General features: G+C 74.1%; 19 protein-coding genes. 12 read left to right on the top strand and 7 right to left on the bottom strand.

The genetic code is table 11. From position 1 onward, the window contains the following. The first annotated feature begins 38 nt into the window (after window positions 1-38). Window positions 39-1,082 (top strand): agmatine/peptidylarginine deiminase, encoded by a 1,044-nt coding sequence (locus tag ACFZBX_RS21270; protein ID WP_391535313.1) that lies wholly within the window; start codon window positions 39-41, stop codon window positions 1,080-1,082. A gap of 187 nt (window positions 1,083-1,269) precedes the next feature. Here ACFZBX_RS21270 and ACFZBX_RS21265 read toward each other — a convergent pair whose 3' ends face one another. Beyond that, on the bottom strand, window positions 1,270-1,494 hold the full coding sequence (locus ACFZBX_RS21265; RefSeq protein WP_391535312.1) for a hypothetical protein: 225 nt from the start codon (window positions 1,492-1,494) through the stop codon (window positions 1,270-1,272). Window positions 1,495-1,636: 142 nt separating this feature from the next. Here ACFZBX_RS21265 and ACFZBX_RS21260 point away from each other — a divergent pair, with 142 nt between their 5' ends. Then, window positions 1,637-2,245, top strand: a complete 609-nt coding sequence (locus ACFZBX_RS21260) for a TetR/AcrR family transcriptional regulator (protein WP_391535311.1) — start codon at window positions 1,637-1,639, stop codon at window positions 2,243-2,245. A gap of 92 nt (window positions 2,246-2,337) precedes the next feature. Here the strand turns inward: ACFZBX_RS21260 and ACFZBX_RS21255 are convergent, their stop codons facing one another. Then, window positions 2,338-3,810 carry a protein phosphatase 2C domain-containing protein gene (locus ACFZBX_RS21255; RefSeq protein WP_391535310.1) on the bottom strand — a complete coding sequence of 491 codons (1,473 nt, stop codon included), beginning with the start codon at window positions 3,808-3,810 and terminating at the stop codon, window positions 2,338-2,340. Window positions 3,811-4,063: 253 nt separating this feature from the next. On the opposite strand from ACFZBX_RS21255, the gene ACFZBX_RS21250 reads away from it, so the two are divergent. The 3 genes from ACFZBX_RS21250 (at window position 4,064) to ACFZBX_RS21240 (ending at window position 6,201) form a co-directional block, all read left to right on the top strand. Further along, window positions 4,064-4,615, top strand: a complete 552-nt coding sequence (locus ACFZBX_RS21250) for a hypothetical protein (RefSeq protein WP_391535309.1) — start codon at window positions 4,064-4,066, stop codon at window positions 4,613-4,615. Window positions 4,616-4,756: 141 nt separating this feature from the next. Then, complete coding sequence (locus ACFZBX_RS21245) at window positions 4,757-5,434, top strand: DUF3105 domain-containing protein (RefSeq protein WP_391535308.1); 678 nt, start codon at window positions 4,757-4,759, stop codon at window positions 5,432-5,434. Between the two features lie 119 nt (window positions 5,435-5,553). Beyond that, window positions 5,554-6,201: a DUF305 domain-containing protein gene (locus ACFZBX_RS21240; protein WP_391535382.1), complete on the top strand. Its 648-nt coding sequence runs from the start codon at window positions 5,554-5,556 to the stop codon at window positions 6,199-6,201. A gap of 96 nt (window positions 6,202-6,297) precedes the next feature. On the opposite strand, the gene ACFZBX_RS21235 is transcribed toward ACFZBX_RS21240, so the two are convergent. Next, window positions 6,298-7,764 carry an MFS transporter gene (locus tag ACFZBX_RS21235; RefSeq protein ID WP_391535307.1) on the bottom strand — a complete coding sequence of 489 codons (1,467 nt, stop codon included), beginning with the start codon at window positions 7,762-7,764 and terminating at the stop codon, window positions 6,298-6,300. 142 nt (window positions 7,765-7,906) lie between these two features. Between ACFZBX_RS21235 and ACFZBX_RS21230 the strand changes: the two genes are divergently transcribed. Next, window positions 7,907-8,410: a MarR family winged helix-turn-helix transcriptional regulator gene (locus ACFZBX_RS21230; protein WP_380755788.1), complete on the top strand. Its 504-nt coding sequence runs from the start codon at window positions 7,907-7,909 to the stop codon at window positions 8,408-8,410. A gap of 87 nt (window positions 8,411-8,497) precedes the next feature. Then, window positions 8,498-9,019 carry a GNAT family N-acetyltransferase gene (locus tag ACFZBX_RS21225; RefSeq protein WP_391535306.1) on the top strand — a complete coding sequence of 174 codons (522 nt, stop codon included), beginning with the start codon at window positions 8,498-8,500 and terminating at the stop codon, window positions 9,017-9,019. A gap of 62 nt (window positions 9,020-9,081) precedes the next feature. Here ACFZBX_RS21225 and ACFZBX_RS21220 read toward each other — a convergent pair whose 3' ends face one another. Then, window positions 9,082-9,594, bottom strand: coding sequence for a methylated-DNA--[protein]-cysteine S-methyltransferase (locus ACFZBX_RS21220; protein WP_391535305.1), 513 nt, complete (start codon window positions 9,592-9,594; stop codon window positions 9,082-9,084). Continuing rightward, the gene (locus ACFZBX_RS21215; RefSeq protein WP_391535304.1) at window positions 9,591-11,162 is read right to left on the bottom strand and encodes a DNA-3-methyladenine glycosylase 2 family protein; all 1,572 of its coding nucleotides are present in this window, start codon (window positions 11,160-11,162) and stop codon (window positions 9,591-9,593) included. Before ACFZBX_RS21215 ends, ACFZBX_RS21220 begins: the two co-directional genes overlap by 4 nt. 159 nt (window positions 11,163-11,321) lie before the next feature. On the opposite strand from ACFZBX_RS21215, the gene ACFZBX_RS21210 reads away from it, so the two are divergent. Continuing rightward, on the top strand, window positions 11,322-11,729 hold the full coding sequence (locus ACFZBX_RS21210; protein ID WP_391535381.1) for an ASCH domain-containing protein: 408 nt from the start codon (window positions 11,322-11,324) through the stop codon (window positions 11,727-11,729). Between the two features lie 60 nt (window positions 11,730-11,789). On the opposite strand, the gene rsgA is transcribed toward ACFZBX_RS21210, so the two are convergent. Together rsgA and ACFZBX_RS21200 are read right to left on the bottom strand one after the other, a co-directional pair. Further along, the gene (gene rsgA, locus ACFZBX_RS21205; RefSeq protein WP_391535303.1) at window positions 11,790-12,938 is read right to left on the bottom strand and encodes a ribosome small subunit-dependent GTPase A; all 1,149 of its coding nucleotides are present in this window, start codon (window positions 12,936-12,938) and stop codon (window positions 11,790-11,792) included. 295 nt (window positions 12,939-13,233) lie between these two features. After that, complete coding sequence (locus ACFZBX_RS21200; protein WP_391535302.1) at window positions 13,234-14,529, bottom strand: YihY/virulence factor BrkB family protein; 1,296 nt, start codon at window positions 14,527-14,529, stop codon at window positions 13,234-13,236. A gap of 189 nt (window positions 14,530-14,718) precedes the next feature. Here ACFZBX_RS21200 and ACFZBX_RS21195 point away from each other — a divergent pair, with 189 nt between their 5' ends. From ACFZBX_RS21195 to ACFZBX_RS21180, 4 genes are all read left to right on the top strand, one after another. Next, complete coding sequence (locus ACFZBX_RS21195; protein WP_310593185.1) at window positions 14,719-14,802, top strand: putative leader peptide; 84 nt, start codon at window positions 14,719-14,721, stop codon at window positions 14,800-14,802. A 199-nt stretch (window positions 14,803-15,001) separates the two neighbouring features. Then, window positions 15,002-16,726, top strand: a complete 1,725-nt coding sequence (locus ACFZBX_RS21190) for a nitrite/sulfite reductase (RefSeq protein WP_391535301.1) — start codon at window positions 15,002-15,004, stop codon at window positions 16,724-16,726. Continuing rightward, on the top strand, window positions 16,723-16,902 hold the full coding sequence (locus tag ACFZBX_RS21185) for a hypothetical protein (protein ID WP_350543785.1): 180 nt from the start codon (window positions 16,723-16,725) through the stop codon (window positions 16,900-16,902). Before ACFZBX_RS21190 ends, ACFZBX_RS21185 begins: the two co-directional genes overlap by 4 nt. Continuing rightward, a complete protein-coding gene (locus ACFZBX_RS21180; protein WP_391535300.1) occupies window positions 16,883-17,584 on the top strand; it encodes a phosphoadenylyl-sulfate reductase in 702 nt (233 codons plus the stop codon). The genes ACFZBX_RS21185 and ACFZBX_RS21180 overlap by 20 nt, the downstream gene beginning before the upstream one ends. Window positions 17,585-17,618 lie beyond the last annotated feature (34 nt).

Raw genomic sequence — 17,618 nt, 5'->3', positions numbered from 1 at the left:
TTCCTCCGACCCTCCCCGCCCCACCGAAGGACGCCGCGATGACCACCCCCACCCCCGCCTCGCTCGGCTACCGGATGCCCGCCGAGTGGCACCCGCACGAGCGCACCTGGATGGCCTTCCCGACCGACAACCCGACCTTCGACACGCCCGAGCAGCTGCACGCGGCGCGCGAGGCCTGGGCGAACGTCGCCGACACCGTCGTCCGGTACGAGCCGGTCACCCTGGTCGTGAACACCGGTGAGACGGCGGAGGCCCGCAAGTACGTCGCCGACGCGGTCGAGATCGTCGAGCGCCCGCTGAACGACGCCTGGATGCGCGACATCGGCCCGACCTTCCTGGTCGACGGCAAGGGCGGGCTGGCCGCCGCCGACTGGATCTTCAACGGCTGGGGCGCGCAGTCCTGGGCCCGCTGGGACAAGGACCAGCACATCGCCGAGCACATCGGCGAGCTGACCGGGGTCCGGCGGTTCGCCTCCCGGCTGATCAACGAGGGCGGCGGCATCCACGTCGACGGCGAGGGCACCGTACTCGTCACCGACACCGTCCAGCTCGGCGAGGGCCGCAACGCCGACTGGACCAAGGAGGAGGTCGAGGCCGAGCTGCACGCCTTCCTCGGCACCACCAAGGCGATCTGGCTGCCGCGCGGGCTCACCCGCGACTACGACGAGTTCGGCACCCGCGGGCACATCGACATCGTCGCCTCCTTCGTGCGCCCCGGCGTCGTCGTCGCCCACGTCCAGCCCGACCCGGCGCACCCCGACCACGAGGTGTGCCGGGAGCTGGTGGCGATCCTGCGGGCCTCCACCGACGCCCAGGGACGCCCGCTGGAGGTCCTGGAGCTGCCCGCCCCCACCGTCCTGCTGGACGAGGAGGGCGAGCCGGTCGACTACTCGTACATCAACCACTACGTCGCCAACGGCGCCGTGGTGCTGTGCGCCTTCGACGACCCGCGCGACCAGGAGGCCGCCGCCGTCCTGGCCGAGGCCTACCCCGGCCGCACGGTCGAACTGGTCGACGCGCGCGAGATCTTCGCCAACGGCGGCGGCATCCACTGCATCACGCAGCAGCAGCCGAAGGCCTGACCCCGCCCGGGCCTCCTGTCTCCCCTAGGGCGTGTCTTGTGGATCTTGTCGGATCAGGCCGCGGCGTTGGGGTGCGTGCATCGCAAGGCGGAGGAGGGAGCCACTGCGGAGCATTGGCGACCGACGACAACGCGGCGAGGTGCGTGCCCCGGCGCCGCGGACCCGGCAAAGATCCGCAAGACACGCCCTAGCGGTGGTACCTCCCCAGGTCGTCGGTGGTGAGTCCGTGGGAGCTGTGCATCGCGATCGAGCTGTAGGAGGAGCGGATGGCCCTGAGCCGGGCCGTCCGCTCCTGCTCGGCCAGCATCCCGTCGAGGTTCTCGGTCGGGCCGTTGCGGCGCCGGTGCAGGTACGCCGCCAGGCCGGTCACCAGAACGGCGAACCCGGCGAACAGGGCGATCATCGTGGCCATGGCCACCCCCTCGGGTCGGGGAAGTCCTGGTCGGTTCGTACCCGCAGGAGCGCGGGTACGAACCGACTCCCGTCCCGCTCCGTGGGCCGCCGGCCACGATCGGTATCGTGAAGGCCCCCTTGAGCCCGGAGGAGCAGCAACGATGGCCGACGCCCGCCCGCGCCGACCTGCCCGCCCCCGCGAGGAGGTCTTCGCCGCCGCGCGCGCCGCGATCGCCGAGCACGGGCTCGCCAAACTCACCATGGCCGGCCTCGGCAAGCAGCTCCAGATGAGCGCCGGGCACCTGCTCTACTACTTCGGCAGCAAGGACCAGCTGCTCCTGGAGACCCTCCGGTGGAGCGAGGAGCAGCTCGGCAACCGCCGCCGCGCGATGCTCGCCGACCACGGCCACGACGTCCACCGGCGGCTGGCGGAGTACACCACGCTCTACCTCCCGGAGGGCCCCGGCGACCCGCGCTGGATCCTCTGGGTCGAGGTGTGGGGACGCTCCCCCGCCAGCGAGGAGCTGCGGCGGGGACAGCTGGAGATCGAGGCGCCCTGGCAGGCCGACCTGGTCGCCTTGATCGAGGAGGGCACCGCCACCGCCCGCTTCGCCCCCTGCGACGCCACCGAACGCGCCGTCCAGATCCGCGCCCTCCTCGACGGCCTCGCCGTCCCCCTCGCCCTAGGCCTCCCCGGCACCACCCACCCCCGCACCCACCACCTCGCCACCACCGCCTGCACCACCCTCCTGGGCCCCACCTCACCCTGACCCCGGGTCCCGTGCCCTGGCCCCGCCCCGCACGCACCCCGCCAAGAGGCCGCCGCCGGGGGGCGGCGGCCGAGGGTGTCGGCTTGGGGGTGTTACTCGGTCCAGACGGCGGCGGCGGTGCGGTCGTCGGTGTAGCCCTTGGCGCGGACTTGGACCTGGCGGAGGAAGTCGACGGTGCCCGGGGGCAAGGGGTGGGCCCAGTGGGAGGCCAGGAAGTGGGCGACGGCCGGTTCGTCGGTGATCGGGCGGGACAGGCCCGCCGTGCAGAGCAGCAGGATGTCGCCCGGGGTCGCCGGGACCATCCGGAAGCGGAACGGGCGCGGGTCCTGCGCCGGGGTCTCCGGGGTCGGCGGCTGGCCGTCGGGCTGGTGCAGCAGGCGGGCCGCGTAGGCGTCGATCCAGTGGCCCGACCGCAGGAGGTACAGCCCGCCCGGGCCGACCCCGAACGCCGCCCGGTAGCCGGCCTCCGGGTCGAGCGAGACCAGCAGGCAGTGCAGCGAGGCCGAGGACGGCTCGGCGTCCGCGCCGTCCGCCGCGCTCTCCGGCTCCAGGGCGCGGAGCGGGGCGACGGCGCTCAGCGCGAGCCGCTGGAGGCCGTAGCGGAGCCGGTCGCGGGCGCCGTCGCGCAGGTCGGCGGCCAGGCCCTCGCGGCTGCGGCCGACCGCGCCGGCGAGCTGACGGCAGGCCTCGGCGGCCGCGGTGGCGACCCGCTCGGCGGCGGGCCCCGCGTGGTCGAAGCCGCCGAGCACCGCGAGCAGCAGACCGTCCGAACCCTCCCCGAACCGCGTCACCAGCAGCGAGTCCCGCCGGGGCTCGCCCCGGTAACGGGCGGAGTCGCCCCGGACGGAGACCGCCCGCAGTGTGGTGGCGGCGTACTGGGCGCCCTCCAGCACGGTGTCGGCGACGACGCCGCCCAGCGAACCGGGGTCGGCCTCGGGTACGGCGGTCGGCTCGGGACCGTAGGTGGGCGGACGCTCGCCGACGTGCGGCACGGCGGGCGCGGTCTCGTCCCGCCCGGGCCGCGAAGGCGGCCGCGGCGCGGGAGCCTCGACGACGACAGGCTCGGGCTCGGGCTCGACGGCTGTCGGTTCAGCTTCGGGCTCAGGTTCGGGTTCGGGCTCAGGTTCGGGCTCGGGCTCGGGCTCGGGCTCGGGCTCGGGTTCGGGCTCCGGGGCCGGAGCCTCCGCCGCAGGCTTGGCCCGCGGTTCCGGCACCCGGGCGTCCGCCGCCCAGGAGGGGGCGGGGAAGCGGTGCGTCTCGTCGGCCGCCGGGGGCTGCGGGGCGATCACGTCGGCGGCGGTGTCGAACCAGTCGTCGATGCTGTCCCGCTCCAGCACCGCCTCCGCCGCCTCCGCCGCCTTCTCCTCCGCCTCCTCCTCGGGCGCGCTCCGCTGCTGCCCGATGAGGCCGGCCGCCGTCTCGAACCAGTCGTCGACGCTGCCCTCCCCCGGATCGGCGTCCGGGGTGTCGGGCAGGGTGCCTGCGGGGCCCGCGTAGACCGTGTCCCACCAGCCGTCGTCCGGCCGGTGCTGCTCCTGCTGCGCGGGTGCACCCTGCTTGGTCATCTGGCGGCTCCTGGTCGCTGGCTCGACGTCATTGTCCCCAAGCACAAGGGCGCTGTCCGGGTTTCGACCACAACCGCGCGCACATCGGCCGATATCGATCACGGGGTTCGCCGCCCGTTTCGTTTCCGTTCCTCCCACAGTCGACCGAACCGCCCCGACCAGGGTGTTTCCGGGGTATTCCGGTGGCTCCGGCCCGGAAAATGAGGACCGAGGAGAGGGATCGCTTCACTCGTTCGGCTGATTAAATGTGCGCATGACCGCGTCGGCCCCCAGCAACCCCCGACCGGGGAGGGCCGCACTGGCGGTCCGCCCGGTGGGCGCGCTGTGGATCCTTCTTCTGGTCGGACTGCTGACGGCGCTGCCCTGCGCGGCGCACGCCAAGGCGGTCACGGCCGAGCGGGCAGGCTCCCCGGCGACCGTCCCGACCGGCCCCCTGGTGGGTCCCCCGACGGCTCCGGCAGCCGACAACGCCACCGCGGCCGCCCCGGCCCACCCGTACGGCAGCGCCGCCACCGGTCCGGACACCGTGCCGCAGACCCTCGGCGACCGGATCCGCGCGGAGAGCCACCGGCACTGGACCTGGTGCTCGGTCGACGGCGACCCGCCGCACCGCAACAACGGCTGCTCCAGCCACCCGTACTGCGCCCAGGACGCCCAGCTCCCCAATCCGCCGCCGCACCCGCAACCCGCGGCGGCGCCCCTGGCGGAGGCCCCCGAGGCACTGCCCCGGGTGGTGCCCGCAGGGCTGCTGGTCGGCCCGCACCCCGCGCCCGACCTGCACGAACTCCAAGTACACCGGTCCTGAGCGGAACCCGCCGCCGGCCCCGGCCCCTCCCCCGTCGACCGACACGTCGCCGGACGGGCGGGCGGGACCGACGGATCCGCCCCTTCCCGCCACTTCTTTCAGACCGCCGCGCCCGATGCGCGGTGGGGACAAGGACACCACATGGGTTCCGCCTCCAAGCAGTCGAAGGCACAGAGCAACAAGCCCAGCGCCAAGCAGGCGAGCAACGACCGCCGCGCTCGGATCGCCGAGCTGCGCGCCGCCGAGCAGCGCCGTGACCGCCGCAACAAGATCGTCGCCGGTACGGTCGCCGGTGCGCTGGTGATCGCGGCGATAGCCACCGGCACCTGGATCGTGGTCGACGCCAACAAGGACAAGAAGGCCAAGGAGGCCGCCGCCGCGGCCCCGATCGACGGCGTGCAGACCTTCGGCGAGCTGAGCCGCAACCACGTCAAGGAGAAGGTCACCTACCCGCAGACCCCGCCGGTCGGCGGCGACCACAACGCGATCTGGGCCGACTGCATGGGCACCGTCTACGACCAGCCGGTCGAGAACGAGCGCGCCGTCCACTCGCTGGAGCACGGCGCGGTCTGGGTGACCTACAACGGCAAGGCCACCCCGGACGACATCAAGACCCTGTCGGAGAAGGTCAAGGCCACCCCGTACTCGCTGATGAGCCCGTACCCGGACGAGCAGGGCACCATCACCCTGAGCGCCTGGTCGACCCAGCTCACCGTGGAGAGCGCCGGCGACCCCCGGGTGGAGCAGTTCTTCACCAAGTACGTGCAGGGCAAGCAGACCCAGGAGCCCGGCGCCTCCTGCACGATGGGGGCGATGTGACCGCCGCCGGGGCGAACGCCGGGAACACCGAGCACACGGGGAGCCCCGAGCACGCGGAGAACCCGGAGAGCGCCGAGGACTCCGCGGCGGCGACGGACCGCGCGGCCTCGCGCCGGCGGATCTGGTGGCCGGCCGCGCTGGCCGCCGCGCTCGCCCTCGCGCTCGGCGTGCCGGCCCTGGTGGCGGGCGGGACGTCCGCCTCCGGGTCCTCCTCGGTCAGCGCCCCGGCGGACGACTCCGCCGAGGCCGGGTTCGCCCGCGACATGTCGACCCACCACCAGCAGGCGGTGGACCTGTCGTTCATCATCCGCGACCGGACGTCGGACGAGTCGACCCGCACCCTGGCCTTCGACATCATCAACACCCAGGCCAACCAGCGCGGCATGATGATGGGCTGGCTCGACCAGTGGGGGCTGACCCAGCACTCCGCGGCCAAGCCGATGGCCTGGATGGCGATGGGCGGCCACGGCCACGGCGCCGACTACCAGGTGCACGACGGCTCGCTGATGCCCGGCATGGCCACCAACACGCAGCTCGCCAAGCTCCGTTCGCTCAGCGGGCGGGACGCCGAGGTGTTCTACCTCCAGCTGATGCTGGAGCACCACAAGGGCGGCGTGGAGATGGCCCAGGGCTATGTCGACATGGCGGGCAACGAGACCGAGAAGCGGCTCGCGCAGTCGATGGTGAACGGGCAGACCTCGGAGATCGGTCTGATCACCGACATGCTGAAGGACCGCGGCGCCGCCCCCGGCGTGCCCGCCTCCTGATCCGGCGTATCCGGCGTATCCGGCACTTCCGACGTACCCGACGGCCGGGGCGGTGGACGGTTCACTCCGTCCACCGCCCCGGCCGTTCCGGTGTGCTCAGCGCCGCCGCACCGGCCGGCTGAGCGCCACGGCCAGGCCCGCCACGGCGGCCAGCGCCAGCAGCACCGCCCGGCCGCCCGGCACCGGTCCGGCGAGGTGGACGCCGAGCACGGGCAGCGCCGTGCCGAGCGCCGTCCCGAGGCTGCGGGCCATGTTGACCATGCCGCCGCCGACGGCCGAGCACTCGGCCGGGATCGCCCGCATCACCAGCGCGTTGTTGGCGGGCAGCAGCAGGCCGAGTCCGCCGCCGGCCACCAGCAGCGGGAACGCCAGTGCCAGGGCGGGTGCGCCCGCGACCGGCAGCAGTACGCAGCCCAGCAGCCCGGCCCCGGTGAGCGAGGCGCCGAAGCGGCAGCGGGCGACGTCCGACCAACCGCGCGGCAGCAGCGCGCCGCCCACCGTCGCGGCCACCGCGAAGGCGGCCGGGAGCACGGTGATCACCAGGCCGGCCTGTCCGGTCGGCAGGCCCGCCTCGGCGAGCAGCACCGGGCCGAGCACCAGCGGGCAGAACAGCAGCAGGTAGCCGATCAGCGAGACGGCGAGGCCGGGGCGCACCCCGGGGGTGTTGACCAGGCCGGGGGCGAGGATCGGCCGGGTGGCGCGGCGCTCCTGGCGGACCAGGCCGAGTCCGAGCAACACGGTGGCGAGCAGCAGGGCGGCGACCACCCAGCCGGGCAACGGCAGGCCGGAGGCGGCGGAGAGGGCGAGCAGCAGCGCGGTGGTGGAACCGGCGAGCAGCAGCAGGCCGGCCAGGTCGAAGCGTCCGCCGTCGGGGTCGGTCCGGTCGGTCCGGACGGCCCGGCGGGGCGGCGGCACCGGGCCGGCGGCGTCGGGGCGCCGGGTGCGGGGCAGCAGGAACCACCCGGCCAGGATGCCCACCAGCGCGACCGGCACGTTGATCCAGAACACCCAGCGCCAGGAGGCGTGCTCCACCAGCAGGCCGCCGAGGCTGGGCCCGAGCGCCAGGCCGAGGCCCTGGGCGGCGGCCTGGATGCCGAGCGCCCGGCGCATCGCGTGCTCGGGCACGCCGCGGGCGACCAGCGCGACGCTGTTGGCCTGCATCATCGCGCTGCCGACGGCCTGCACGGCCCGGCAGGCGACCAGGGTGCCGAGGCCGCCGGCGAACCCGGCGGCGAGCGAGGCGAGGCCGAAGACGGCGAATCCGCCGATGTACACGGTCTTGCGGCCGACCAGGTCGGAGAGCCGGCCGACCGGTGCGAGCAGCGCCACCAGGACCAGCAGGTAGGCGAGGGCGACCCATTCGACGGCGGCGAAGCCGGTGCCGAAGTGCCGCTGGAGCGCCGGGTAGACGAGAGCGGTGATGCTGGCCGTCAACTGGCCGAGGAAGGCGCCCAGGCAGACGGTGCCGACGGCGAGCCAGTGGGCGTGCCGCCAGCCGGATATGCCGTGCGGCCGGGCGCGCTCGGTGAGCAGCCGGGCGGTGAGGGTCGACGCCGCGTTCATACGGCGAAATATATCGGATACAGATATGTTCTATCTACGATCTGATCTGCGTGCGACCGGCCCGTCGCGGAGCGGGGCCGGTCGTCCCCGACCCGTCCGGGGCGGTCCGGCGGCGTCGGAACCAGGCGCTACGCTGTCGGCCATGCCGTCGTCACCGTCTGTTCCCGAACCCGCCGCCGATCCGCAGGACGTGGAGCCGGCGGCGATCGAGCGTGCCCGGCGGCTCACCGACGCGGTGACCCGGCTGCGGCGGGCGTTGCGCAGCAGCATCCGCACCGACTACCCGTGGGAGTCCCTGCCGATGGCGCAGGTCGAACTCCTCCAGACGCTCGCCGCCGCCCCGCTGCGGGTCGGCGAGCTGGCCGCCCGGCAGCGGCTCGCCCCCAACACGGTCAGCGGCCTGGTCGGCAAGCTGCTGGACGCCGGGTTCGTCGACCGCCAGACCGATCCGGGGGACCGCCGCACGGCGCGGATCGCGCTCACCCCGGCCGGGCGGCGCCAGCTCGACGACTGGCAGCGGGCTCATGAGCGGCGGATCGCCTCCGCGCTGGACACCCTCTCCCCCGGCGACCGGGACGCCGTGATGCACGCGCTGCCGGCCCTGGAGAACCTGGCCCGCGCCCTCGCGGGGCCCGCCAACGGCTGACCCGCACGTCCGTCCCCGGCGCGTCCGGGCCGGCGCACCGGGGAAATCCGGTACCGCGCCGGCCGTCCGCCCGGCTAGCGTCCCGCCATGGACCCCGCGCTGCTCCGCCTCGCGCCCTGGACCGACGCCGACCTCGTCCTGCTGCGGCTGGTCAACACCCCGGAGATGCGCGCGCACGTCGGCGGCCCGGAGGACGAGGAGCGGATGCTGCTGCGGCACCGGCGCTACCTGGGCTTCGTCCCCTCCGGCACCGGCTGCATGTACCGCGTCGTGCTGGAGCCGGAGGGGGTGGCGGTCGGCACGGTCGGCTACGCCGAGCGCTCCTGGCAGGGCGGGACCGTCTACGAGATGGGCTGGAACGTCCTGCCGCCGTACCAGGGCCGGGGCATCGCCGCGGTGGCCGCGCGGGCCGCCGTCGAGGCCGCCGCCCGCACCGCGCGCCACCGGTACCTGCACGCCTTCCCCTCGGTCGGCAACCAGGCCTCCAACGCGGTCTGCCGCCGGGCCGGCTTCACCCTGCGTGGCGAGACGGACTTCGAGTTCCCGCCCGGGCGCTGGATGCGCAGCAACGACTGGCGGGTGGACCTGCGGGCGCTCCCGGCCGCCTGACCGGGAGCGCCGCACGGCCGCAACGGCGGCCCGGAACAGCGGCGGTTCAGAACAGCGGCGGTTCAGAACAGCGAGGTGCCGCCCTCCAGGTCGAGCAGCCAGCGCTTGCGGTCGACGCCGGCGGCGAAGCCGGTGAGCGCGCCGTTGGCGCCGAGCACGCGGTGGCAGGGGCGGATGATCAGCAGCGGGTTGGCGCCGACCGCGCCGCCCACCGCACGCACCGCGCGCGGGGACTCGCCGGCCAGGTCGGCGAGCTGCCCGTAGGTGACGGTCTCGCCGTAGGGGATCTTGTCCAGGGCCGCCCAGATCCGGCGGCGGAACTCGGTGCCGACCGGGGCGAGCGCCAGGTCGAAGCCGGTGCGCTCGCCCGCGAAGTACTCGGTGAGCTGGGTGACCGGCTCCGCGAGCGCCTCCGGGTCGTGCACCCAGTCGTCGGCGGGCTCGGCGAGCGCGTACCGCTGGCCGGGGGCGGTGACGGTGGCCAGTCCCGCCGGGCCGCCGCCGTCCGGGACGATGCCACTGAGCATCAGCCGGCCGAGCGGGCTCTCCATGTAGGTGAAGACGGTGGTGCTCATGCTGCGGTGTTCTCCGTTCCGGTGCTGGGGTCTGCGGCCGGGCCCGCCCAGAGGCGGTGCACGGCGTACGAGCGCCAGGGGGCCCAGGCCTCGGCCGCGAGGGCGGCGGACTTCGGGTCCCCCGGGGCGCCGAGCCGGAGCAGTCCGTGCTTGACGCCGATGTCGCTCGGGAGGAAGACGTCGGGGTCGGCGAGGGCGCGCATCCGCAGGTAGCCGACGGTCCACGGGCCGATGCCGGGCAGGGCGAGCAGCCGGGCGGCCGCCTCCTCCCGGTCGACGCCGCCGTCGAGCCGGACGACCCCCTCGGCGAGGGCGGCGCACAGGCCGGTGAGGGCGCGACGGCGGGCGGCCGGCATCGCGAAGTCCTCCGGGTCGGCGGTCGCCAGGGCGGCGGCGGTCGGGAAGAGCAGCCGCAGGCCGCCGTTGGGCTCGGGCAGCGCGGTGCCGTACTTCTCGGCGAGCCGGCCGGCCAGGGTGCGGGCGGCGCCGACGGTGACCTGCTGGCCGAGGACGGCGCGCACGGCCAGTTCGTGCGGGTCGACGTGGCCCGGCGAGCGCAGTCCGGGGCGGGCCCGGACCAGCGGGCCGAGCAGCGGGTCGGCGCCGAACTGCTCGTCGACCGCGACCGGGTCGGCGTCCAGGTCGAACAGGACGCGCAGGCGCTGGACGGAGGTCGGCAGGTCGCGCAGGTCGGTGAGCAGCAGCCGGCAGTCGAGCCAGCCGCGGGTGGCCGGATCGCCGGGGGCGAGGCCGTCCACCTCGGCGATGCCGTGGCCGTACGGGAGCGCGAGGGTGCGGCGGTAGGTGCGCACTCCGGGGCGCGGTCCCGGGACGACCTCCTCCACGCCGGGGATGGCGCGCAGGGCGAGGAAGTCGATCAGGTGGTCGCTGTCCAGGGCGCCCCGGTAGGCGAGCCGCAGCGCGAGGCCGCCGGCCGGGGTGGCGGTGCGGCGGCCGGCCGCGACCTCGGCGCGCAGGCCGCTGGGCGTGCGGTCGTAGACCTCGCGGACGGTGTCGTTGAACTGCCGCACGGAGGCGAAGCCGGCCGCGAAGGCGATGTCGGTGACCGGCAGCTCGGTGGTCTGGAGCAGCAGCCGGGCGGTCTGGGCGCGGCGGGCGCGGGCGAGCGCGATCGGGCCGGCGCCGAGTTCGGCGGTGAGCTGGCGCTGGAGCTGGCGGGAGCTGTAGCCGAGGCGGTGGGCCAGGCCGGCCACGCCCTCGCGGTCCACGACGCCGTCGCCGATCAGCCGCATCGCCCGGCCGACCAGGTCGGCCCGGTGGTTCCACTCGGGCGAGCCGGGGACGGAGTCGGGGCGGCAGCGGCGGCAGGCCCGGAAGCCGGCGTTCTGCGCGGCGGCGGCGCTGGGGTAGAAGGTGCAGTTGACGCGCTTCGGGGTCACGGCCGGGCAGCTCGGGCGGCAGTAGATGCCGGTCGAGGTGACGGCCGTGAAGAAGACGCCGTCGAAACGGGCGTCCCGGCTGTCCACGGCGCGGTACCGGATGTCGTCGTCGATCACGTTGTCCAGTCTGCGGCACCCGGCGGGCTCCGACTGGCGGGATTCGGACATGGGCGTCAGGGGTCGGGCGGGCGGGAAAACCGCGCGCCCTGCCGCCGGTCGGCCGGATAGCCTGCGCAGGTCCACTCCCCCCGTGCTTCGGCGCCGACCCCAGGAGCCCCCGTGTCCGAGCAGCCCTACAGCGGTGCGGACGACCCCCGGGTCGCCGCGCTGCGGGTCGACGAGTTCGCCTTCCCCGGACCGCTGCGGGACCGGCTGGTCGGCGCCGTGCTCTCCGGTGCCAAGACCAGCACCACCGGCCTGCTCGCCGAGTACGAGCGGGAGGGCGAGCCGCTGCCCGTCGTCGGCACCCGCGGGGCGGTGGTCGACTCGGACGGGCGGATCGTCGCGGTGACCGAGACCACCGAGGTCCGGGTCGTCCCGCTCGGCGAGGTCGACCTGCGGCACGCCCTCGACGAGGGCGAGGGGTACGCGTCGGTCGCCGAATGGCGGGCCGGGCACGAGCGGTTCTGGCACGGCGAGGAGTTGCGCGCGGCGATCGGCGACCCGGCGTTCACGGTCGACGACGGCACGGCCGTCGTCCTGGAGCGCTTCCGGCTGATCGCCGACTTCCGCTGACCCGTGGGCCCGTCGGCGGCGGAGGGGTGCCGTCCCCCGCCGCCGCCGAACGGCCGGGCGTCATCGCTTCACGGGACCACCCGCCGCGCGCATCGTCTTGGTGATGGTCTTCCACTTCTTCAGCCGGGCCGAGGCCAGCCGGGCGTCCGAGCGGGAGGCGATCCAGTCGTTCTCCCGCTGGAGCTTGCGGTAGCTCTCCATCCGGCGCTCCGGCAGCGAGCCGTCGGCGAGCGCGGCCCGCACCGCGCAGCCGGGCTCGCTGTCGTGGTTGCAGTCGTGGAAGCGGCACTGCTCGGCCAGCTCCTCGATGTCGGCGAAGGCCAGCGCCACGCCCTCACCACCGTAGAGGCCGACCTCGCGCAGGCCGGGAGTGTCGATCAGCACCCCGCCGCCGGACAGCGGGACCAGTTCGCGGGTGGTCGTGGTGTGCCGGCCCTTCTGGTCGCCGGCCCGGGCCGCCTGGACGGCCATCACGTCGGCCCCGGCCAGCGCGTTGGTCAGGGTGGACTTGCCGACACCGGACTGCCCGACCACGGCGGTGGTGCCGGGCGTGCAGGCGCGCAGCACGTCCATCCCCTCGCCGGTCTCGGCGCTGACCACCAGCACGGTGACGCCGGGCGCGGCGGCCTCGACGTCGGCCCGGATGAAGTCGGCGTCGTCGACCAGGTCGGCCTTGGTGAGCACCACCAGCGGCTCGGCGCCGGACTCCCAGGCGAGGGCGAGGAAGCGCTCGATCCGCCCGAGGTCGGGCTCGGCGGCGAGCGAGGCGGCGACCACCACGGTGTCGACGTTGGCGGCGAGCACCTGGCCGTCGGAGCGCTTGCCGGCGACCTTGCGGATGATCGCGGTGGAGCGCGGCAGCAGCGCCGCGACCGTGGGCATGGGCAGCCCCGCCGAGAGGTCGACGGCGGCCCAGTCCCCGGTGCACGGGCAGTTGATCATGTCGGCGTCGCCGACCTGCCGGGTGTCGGCCCGGACGGTGCGCAGTCCGCCGGTCTCGGGGTCGGCGAGGACGGCGTCGCACTGGCCGCGGTCGACCCGGACGATCCGGGCCGCGACCAGTCCGGCCCCGGCGAACGGCGCGAACAGCTCGTCCAGCTCGGCCGTCCACCCGTAGCCGGCCAGCGGCGAGGCGCCGGAGCCGTCGAGGGCGCCGGGGTTGCCGAGGTTGTTGAGATTGTCAGAGGAAATGGAGGCAGCGTTGAACAACGCAGTGGGCCCTTCGGGAGGAAAGTGATCCCGCCGGGCTGCTGCGGCTGCGTGCGCGAGGGGCTACGTCAGCCGGCGGCCGGCAGGGAGAGGTGGATGCGGGCGCTGCCCAGGGCAGCCGTCATGACAGTCGTGGTCACGGGGCTCACCTCCTGCTTTCTCTCCTCGGACGGCGCCGACGCCGCCCGAACCGGACGCTCACACGCTAGCGGCCCGGCCCCACCCTGCCAACAGGTTTTTCACCCGCGGCTTTCCTGCCCCGAACACCCCGAACACCCCGAACGCCCCCGGGGGCTCAGCGCTCGTCCCACGGCGGGCGGGGCGGGCGGGTCGGCAGCGGGTACTCGGGCGGCGGCGCGGTCGGGCGGTCGCTGTCCGGCGGGGGCGGGGCGGGGCGGTGGTGCGGGCCGGCGCCGCGCGCGGTCAGGCGGCCGCGGACGTTGTCGGCGGCGAGCACGTCGGCCCACCGCTCGGGGTACTCCGAGGGCGCCTCGACGTCCTCGCCCTCGTCCTCCCAGTACTCCTCCTCGCCGCCCTCGGCGAGGCCCAGTTCGCGCGCCCGGCGGGCCCGCTCGACGGCGCGCCGCGCGGCCACCTCGCGGACCACCGCGGCGGCGGCCTCCTCCTGGGCGCGCTCGACCTCGGCGCGGGCGTCGGCGGTCTCCAGGGTGGGCCAGCGGCGGTCTATGGCCGCGTTCATGGCGGCGCCGATGAGCACCGCGAGCGCCACCACGAAGATCCACAGCAGCACGGCCACCGGCGCGGCCAGCGAGCCGTACACCGAGTGGCCCTCGATGGAGCTGACCAGGTAGAGGCGGAGCGCCACGCTGCAGAAGACCAGCACCACCAGGGCGACCAGGGCGCCGGGGATGTCCTCGCGCCAGGGCGTGGAGACCGGCACGGCCAGGTGGTAGAGGGTGGTCAGCGAGACGATCAGCAGCAGGATCGCGAACGGCCAGTAGGCGGCGTTGAGCAGCCCGGCGCTCTCCGGCACGGCGTTGGTCACCAGTTCGGGCCCGGCCATCAGCAGCGGCAGCACCAGCGAGCCGATCACGAGCGCGCCGAGGTAGAGGCCGAGCGACATCATCCGGGTCTTGACGATGCCTCGCTTGCCGTCCAGTCCGTACATCACGGTGATGGTGTCGATGAAGATGTAGAGCGCCCGCGATCCGGACCACAGCGACAGCAGGAAGCCGATCGAGATCAGGTCGGGCCGGGTCTGGTCGAAGACCTGCTTCAGCAGCGGCTGGACGACCTGGGTGATCGAGGTGTCCGAGAGGACGGTGCCGGCCGCCTTGACGATGTCGGCCTTCAGCTTGTCGATGGTGCCGGCGCCGAGGAAGTCGTCCAGGTAGCCGAGCGTGCCGGCCAGGCAGAGCAGCAGCGGCGGGATGGAGAGGAGGGTGAAGAACGCCGCCTCCGCGGCGAGGCCGGTGACCCGGTACTCGACGCAGGTGTTGGTGGTGTCCTTGACCAGGGCCCAGGCGGTGCTCCGCCAGGTGACCTGCTTGGTCGCCCGCCGGGAGCCCTTGCCCCGACGACGGGAGGGCCGCTCGGGGTTGGGTCTGATCGTTTCGCCTGCTGCTTGCACAGGGGTAACGGTATCGGGCCGGAACCGGTCGACGGTTCTCCCGGGGTCCGGGCGCCGCGCGGACGGCCCGCGGGGGCCCCGGTCGGCAGGAGCGGCGGGAACGCTCCGGCATCTCGCCATTCGAAACTTCGGCATCCAGAATACGGACGTTAGTGGACCGCGAGTCGTGCGCCGTGCGAATCTCTTGCCATGCCGAGCGCCGGAACCACCCTAGTAGGTCGACTGCACGTCGATCTCCTTCGCGTGTCCAGCGCCATCTGTCCGGTGACCTGAGCCCGACCCCGCCGTCTTCCACCGCACCCGGCGCCACCTCCCCCGCCATCCCCGCTGAAGCGGATGCGCAGGCGCCCGCCCGGCCACCGCGACTGCTCTCCCGGCCCTGAGAAACCCGCAGGTCACAGCAGTACCGCACCGCCGAGCACGCCCAGCGACCCACCCGGCGTCAGAGCCACCTGCCCCGAAGGACTTCACCATGGCCACCACCCCCGAGACCGCCGAGCCCACGGCCGACCGCGCCCCCGCGCGCCGCCCCGCCGCCGCTCGCAAGGTGACCCGTCACCGCGGCGAGGGCCAGTGGGGCATGGGCCACTTCACTCCTCTGAACGCCAACGAGCAGTTCAAGAAGGACGACGACGGTCTCAATGTGCGGACACGCATTGAGACGATCTACGCGCACCGGGGCTTCGACTCGATCGACCCGGCCGACCTGCGCGGCCGGATGCGCTGGTGGGGTCTGTACACCCAGCGCAAGGAGGGCATCGACGGCGGCAAGACCGCGATCCTGGATCCCCACGAGCTCGACGCCGAGTACTTCATGCTCCGCGTCCGGATCGACGGCGGCCGGCTGACGGTCGCCCAGCTGCGCGCCATCGCCGAGGTCTCCGAGCAGTACGGCCGCAACACCGCCGACCTGACGGACCGCCAGAACGTCCAGTACCACTGGATCCGGATCGAGGACGTCCCGGCGATCTGGCAGAAGCTGGAGGCCGTCGGCCTGTCCACCACCGAGGCCTGCGGCGACACCCCGCGCGTCATCCTCGGCTCCCCGGTGGCCGGCATCGCCGAGGACGAGATCATCGACGGCACCCCGGCCATCGAGGAGATCCACCGCCGCTTCATCGGCAACAAGGACTTCTCCAACCTGCCGCGCAAGTTCAAGTCCGCCGTCTCCGGATCCCCGCTGCTGGACGTCGCGCACGAGATCAACGACATCGCCTTCGTCGGCGTGGTCCACCCCGAGCACGGCCCCGGCTTCGACCTGTGGGTCGGCGGCGGCCTGTCCACCAACCCCCGGCTGGGCGTGCGGCTCGGCGCGTGGGTCCCGCTGGACGAGGTCGCCGACGTCTTCGGCGGCGTCATCGGCATCTTCCGCGACTACGGCTACCGCCGGCTGCGCAACCGCGCCCGGCTGAAGTTCCTGGTCGCCGACTGGGGCACCGAGAAGTTCCGCCAGGTGCTGGAGGACGAGTACCTCAAGTACAAGCTGGTCGACGGCCCCGCGCCGCAGCAGCCCGCCGGCCGCTGGCGCGACCACGTCGGCGTGCACCGGCAGAAGGACGGCAACTACTACGTCGGCTTCGCGCCCCGGGTCGGCCGGGTCGACGGCCGGCTGCTCGCGAAGATCGCCGACCTCGCCGAGGCGCACGGCAGCGACCGGCTGCGCACCACCGCCGAGCAGAAGATGCTCGTCCTCGACATCGCCGAGGACCGGGTGGAGTCGCTGGTGGCCGGCCTGGAGGCGCTGGACCTGCGGGTCACCCCCTCGCCGTTCCGCCGCGGCACCATGGCCTGCACCGGCATCGAGTACTGCAAGCTCGCCATCGTCGAGACCAAGGAGCGCGGCCGCACGCTCATCGACGAGATGGAGAAGCGGCTGCCCGACTTCGACGAGCCGCTGACCATCAACATCAACGGCTGCCCGAACGCCTGCGCCCGCATCCAGGTGGCGGACATCGGTCTCAAGGGCCAGCTGGTGACGGACGACCAGGGCAACCAGGTCGAGGGCTACCAGGTGCACCTGGGCGGCGCGCTCGGCCTGGAGGCCGGCTTCGGCCGCAAGGTCCGCGGCCTCAAGGTCACCAGCGAGGGCCTGCCCGACTACGTCGAGCGGGTGCTGACCCGCTACCGGGAGGACCGCACCGAGGGCGAGCGCTTCGCGCAGTGGACGGCCCGGGCCAGTGAGGAGCAGCTGTCGTGAGCGAGCGCGCGGCTCCCTTCTTCTGCCCGTACTGCGGGGACGAGGACCTGCGCCCGTCGGAGGCCGGGCACGGCGCCTGGGAATGCCACGGGTGCCGCCGGGCCTTCCAGCTGAAGTTCCTCGGCCTGCTGTCACCGACCAACGGGGGTAACCAGAGTGACCGGCACGACGACTGACCATGAGGAGCTGGCCACCCGGGCCGGCCGCGAGCTGGAGGAGGCCACCCCGCAGGAGATCCTGCGCTGGGCGGCCGACACCTTCGGCAAGCGCTTCTGCGTCACCTCCTCCATGGAGGACGCGGTCGTCGCCCACCTGGCCTCCTCGGTCTTCCCCGGCGTGGACGTGGTCTTCCTGGACACCGGCTACCACTTCCCCGAGACCATCGGCACCCGGGACGCGGTGGCGGCGACCATGCCGGTCAACGTCATCACGCTCACCCCGGCGCTGACCGTGGCCGAGCAGGACGCCCGGCACGGACCGCGGCTGCACGACCGCGACCCGGACCTGTGCTGCTCGCTGCGGAAGGTCGAGCCGCTGAACCGCGGCCTCGGCGGCTACGACGCCTGGGCCACCGGACTGCGCCGCGACGAGTCCCCGACCCGCGCGAACACCCCGGTGGTCGCCTGGGACGCCCGCCGCCGCAAGGTCAAGATCGCCCCGATCGCCCGCTGGACGCAGGAGGACGTGGACGCCTACGTCAACGCCAACGGCGTGCTGCTCAACCCGCTGCTGTGGGAGGGCTACACCTCGGTCGGCTGCTCCCCGCTCTCCTGCACCCGCAAGCCGGGCGAGGGCGAGGACGCCAGGGCCGGCCGCTGGTCCGGCTCCGGCAAGACCGAGTGCGGCATCCACCTCTAGACCCGACCGACCGTCAACACCCTCCCGTTCTAAG

This window comes from Kitasatospora sp. NPDC008115 (assembly GCF_042957205.1).
Classification (GTDB): domain Bacteria; phylum Actinomycetota; class Actinomycetes; order Streptomycetales; family Streptomycetaceae; genus Kitasatospora.
This window is presented reverse-complemented; position numbering and strand designations above follow the sequence as displayed.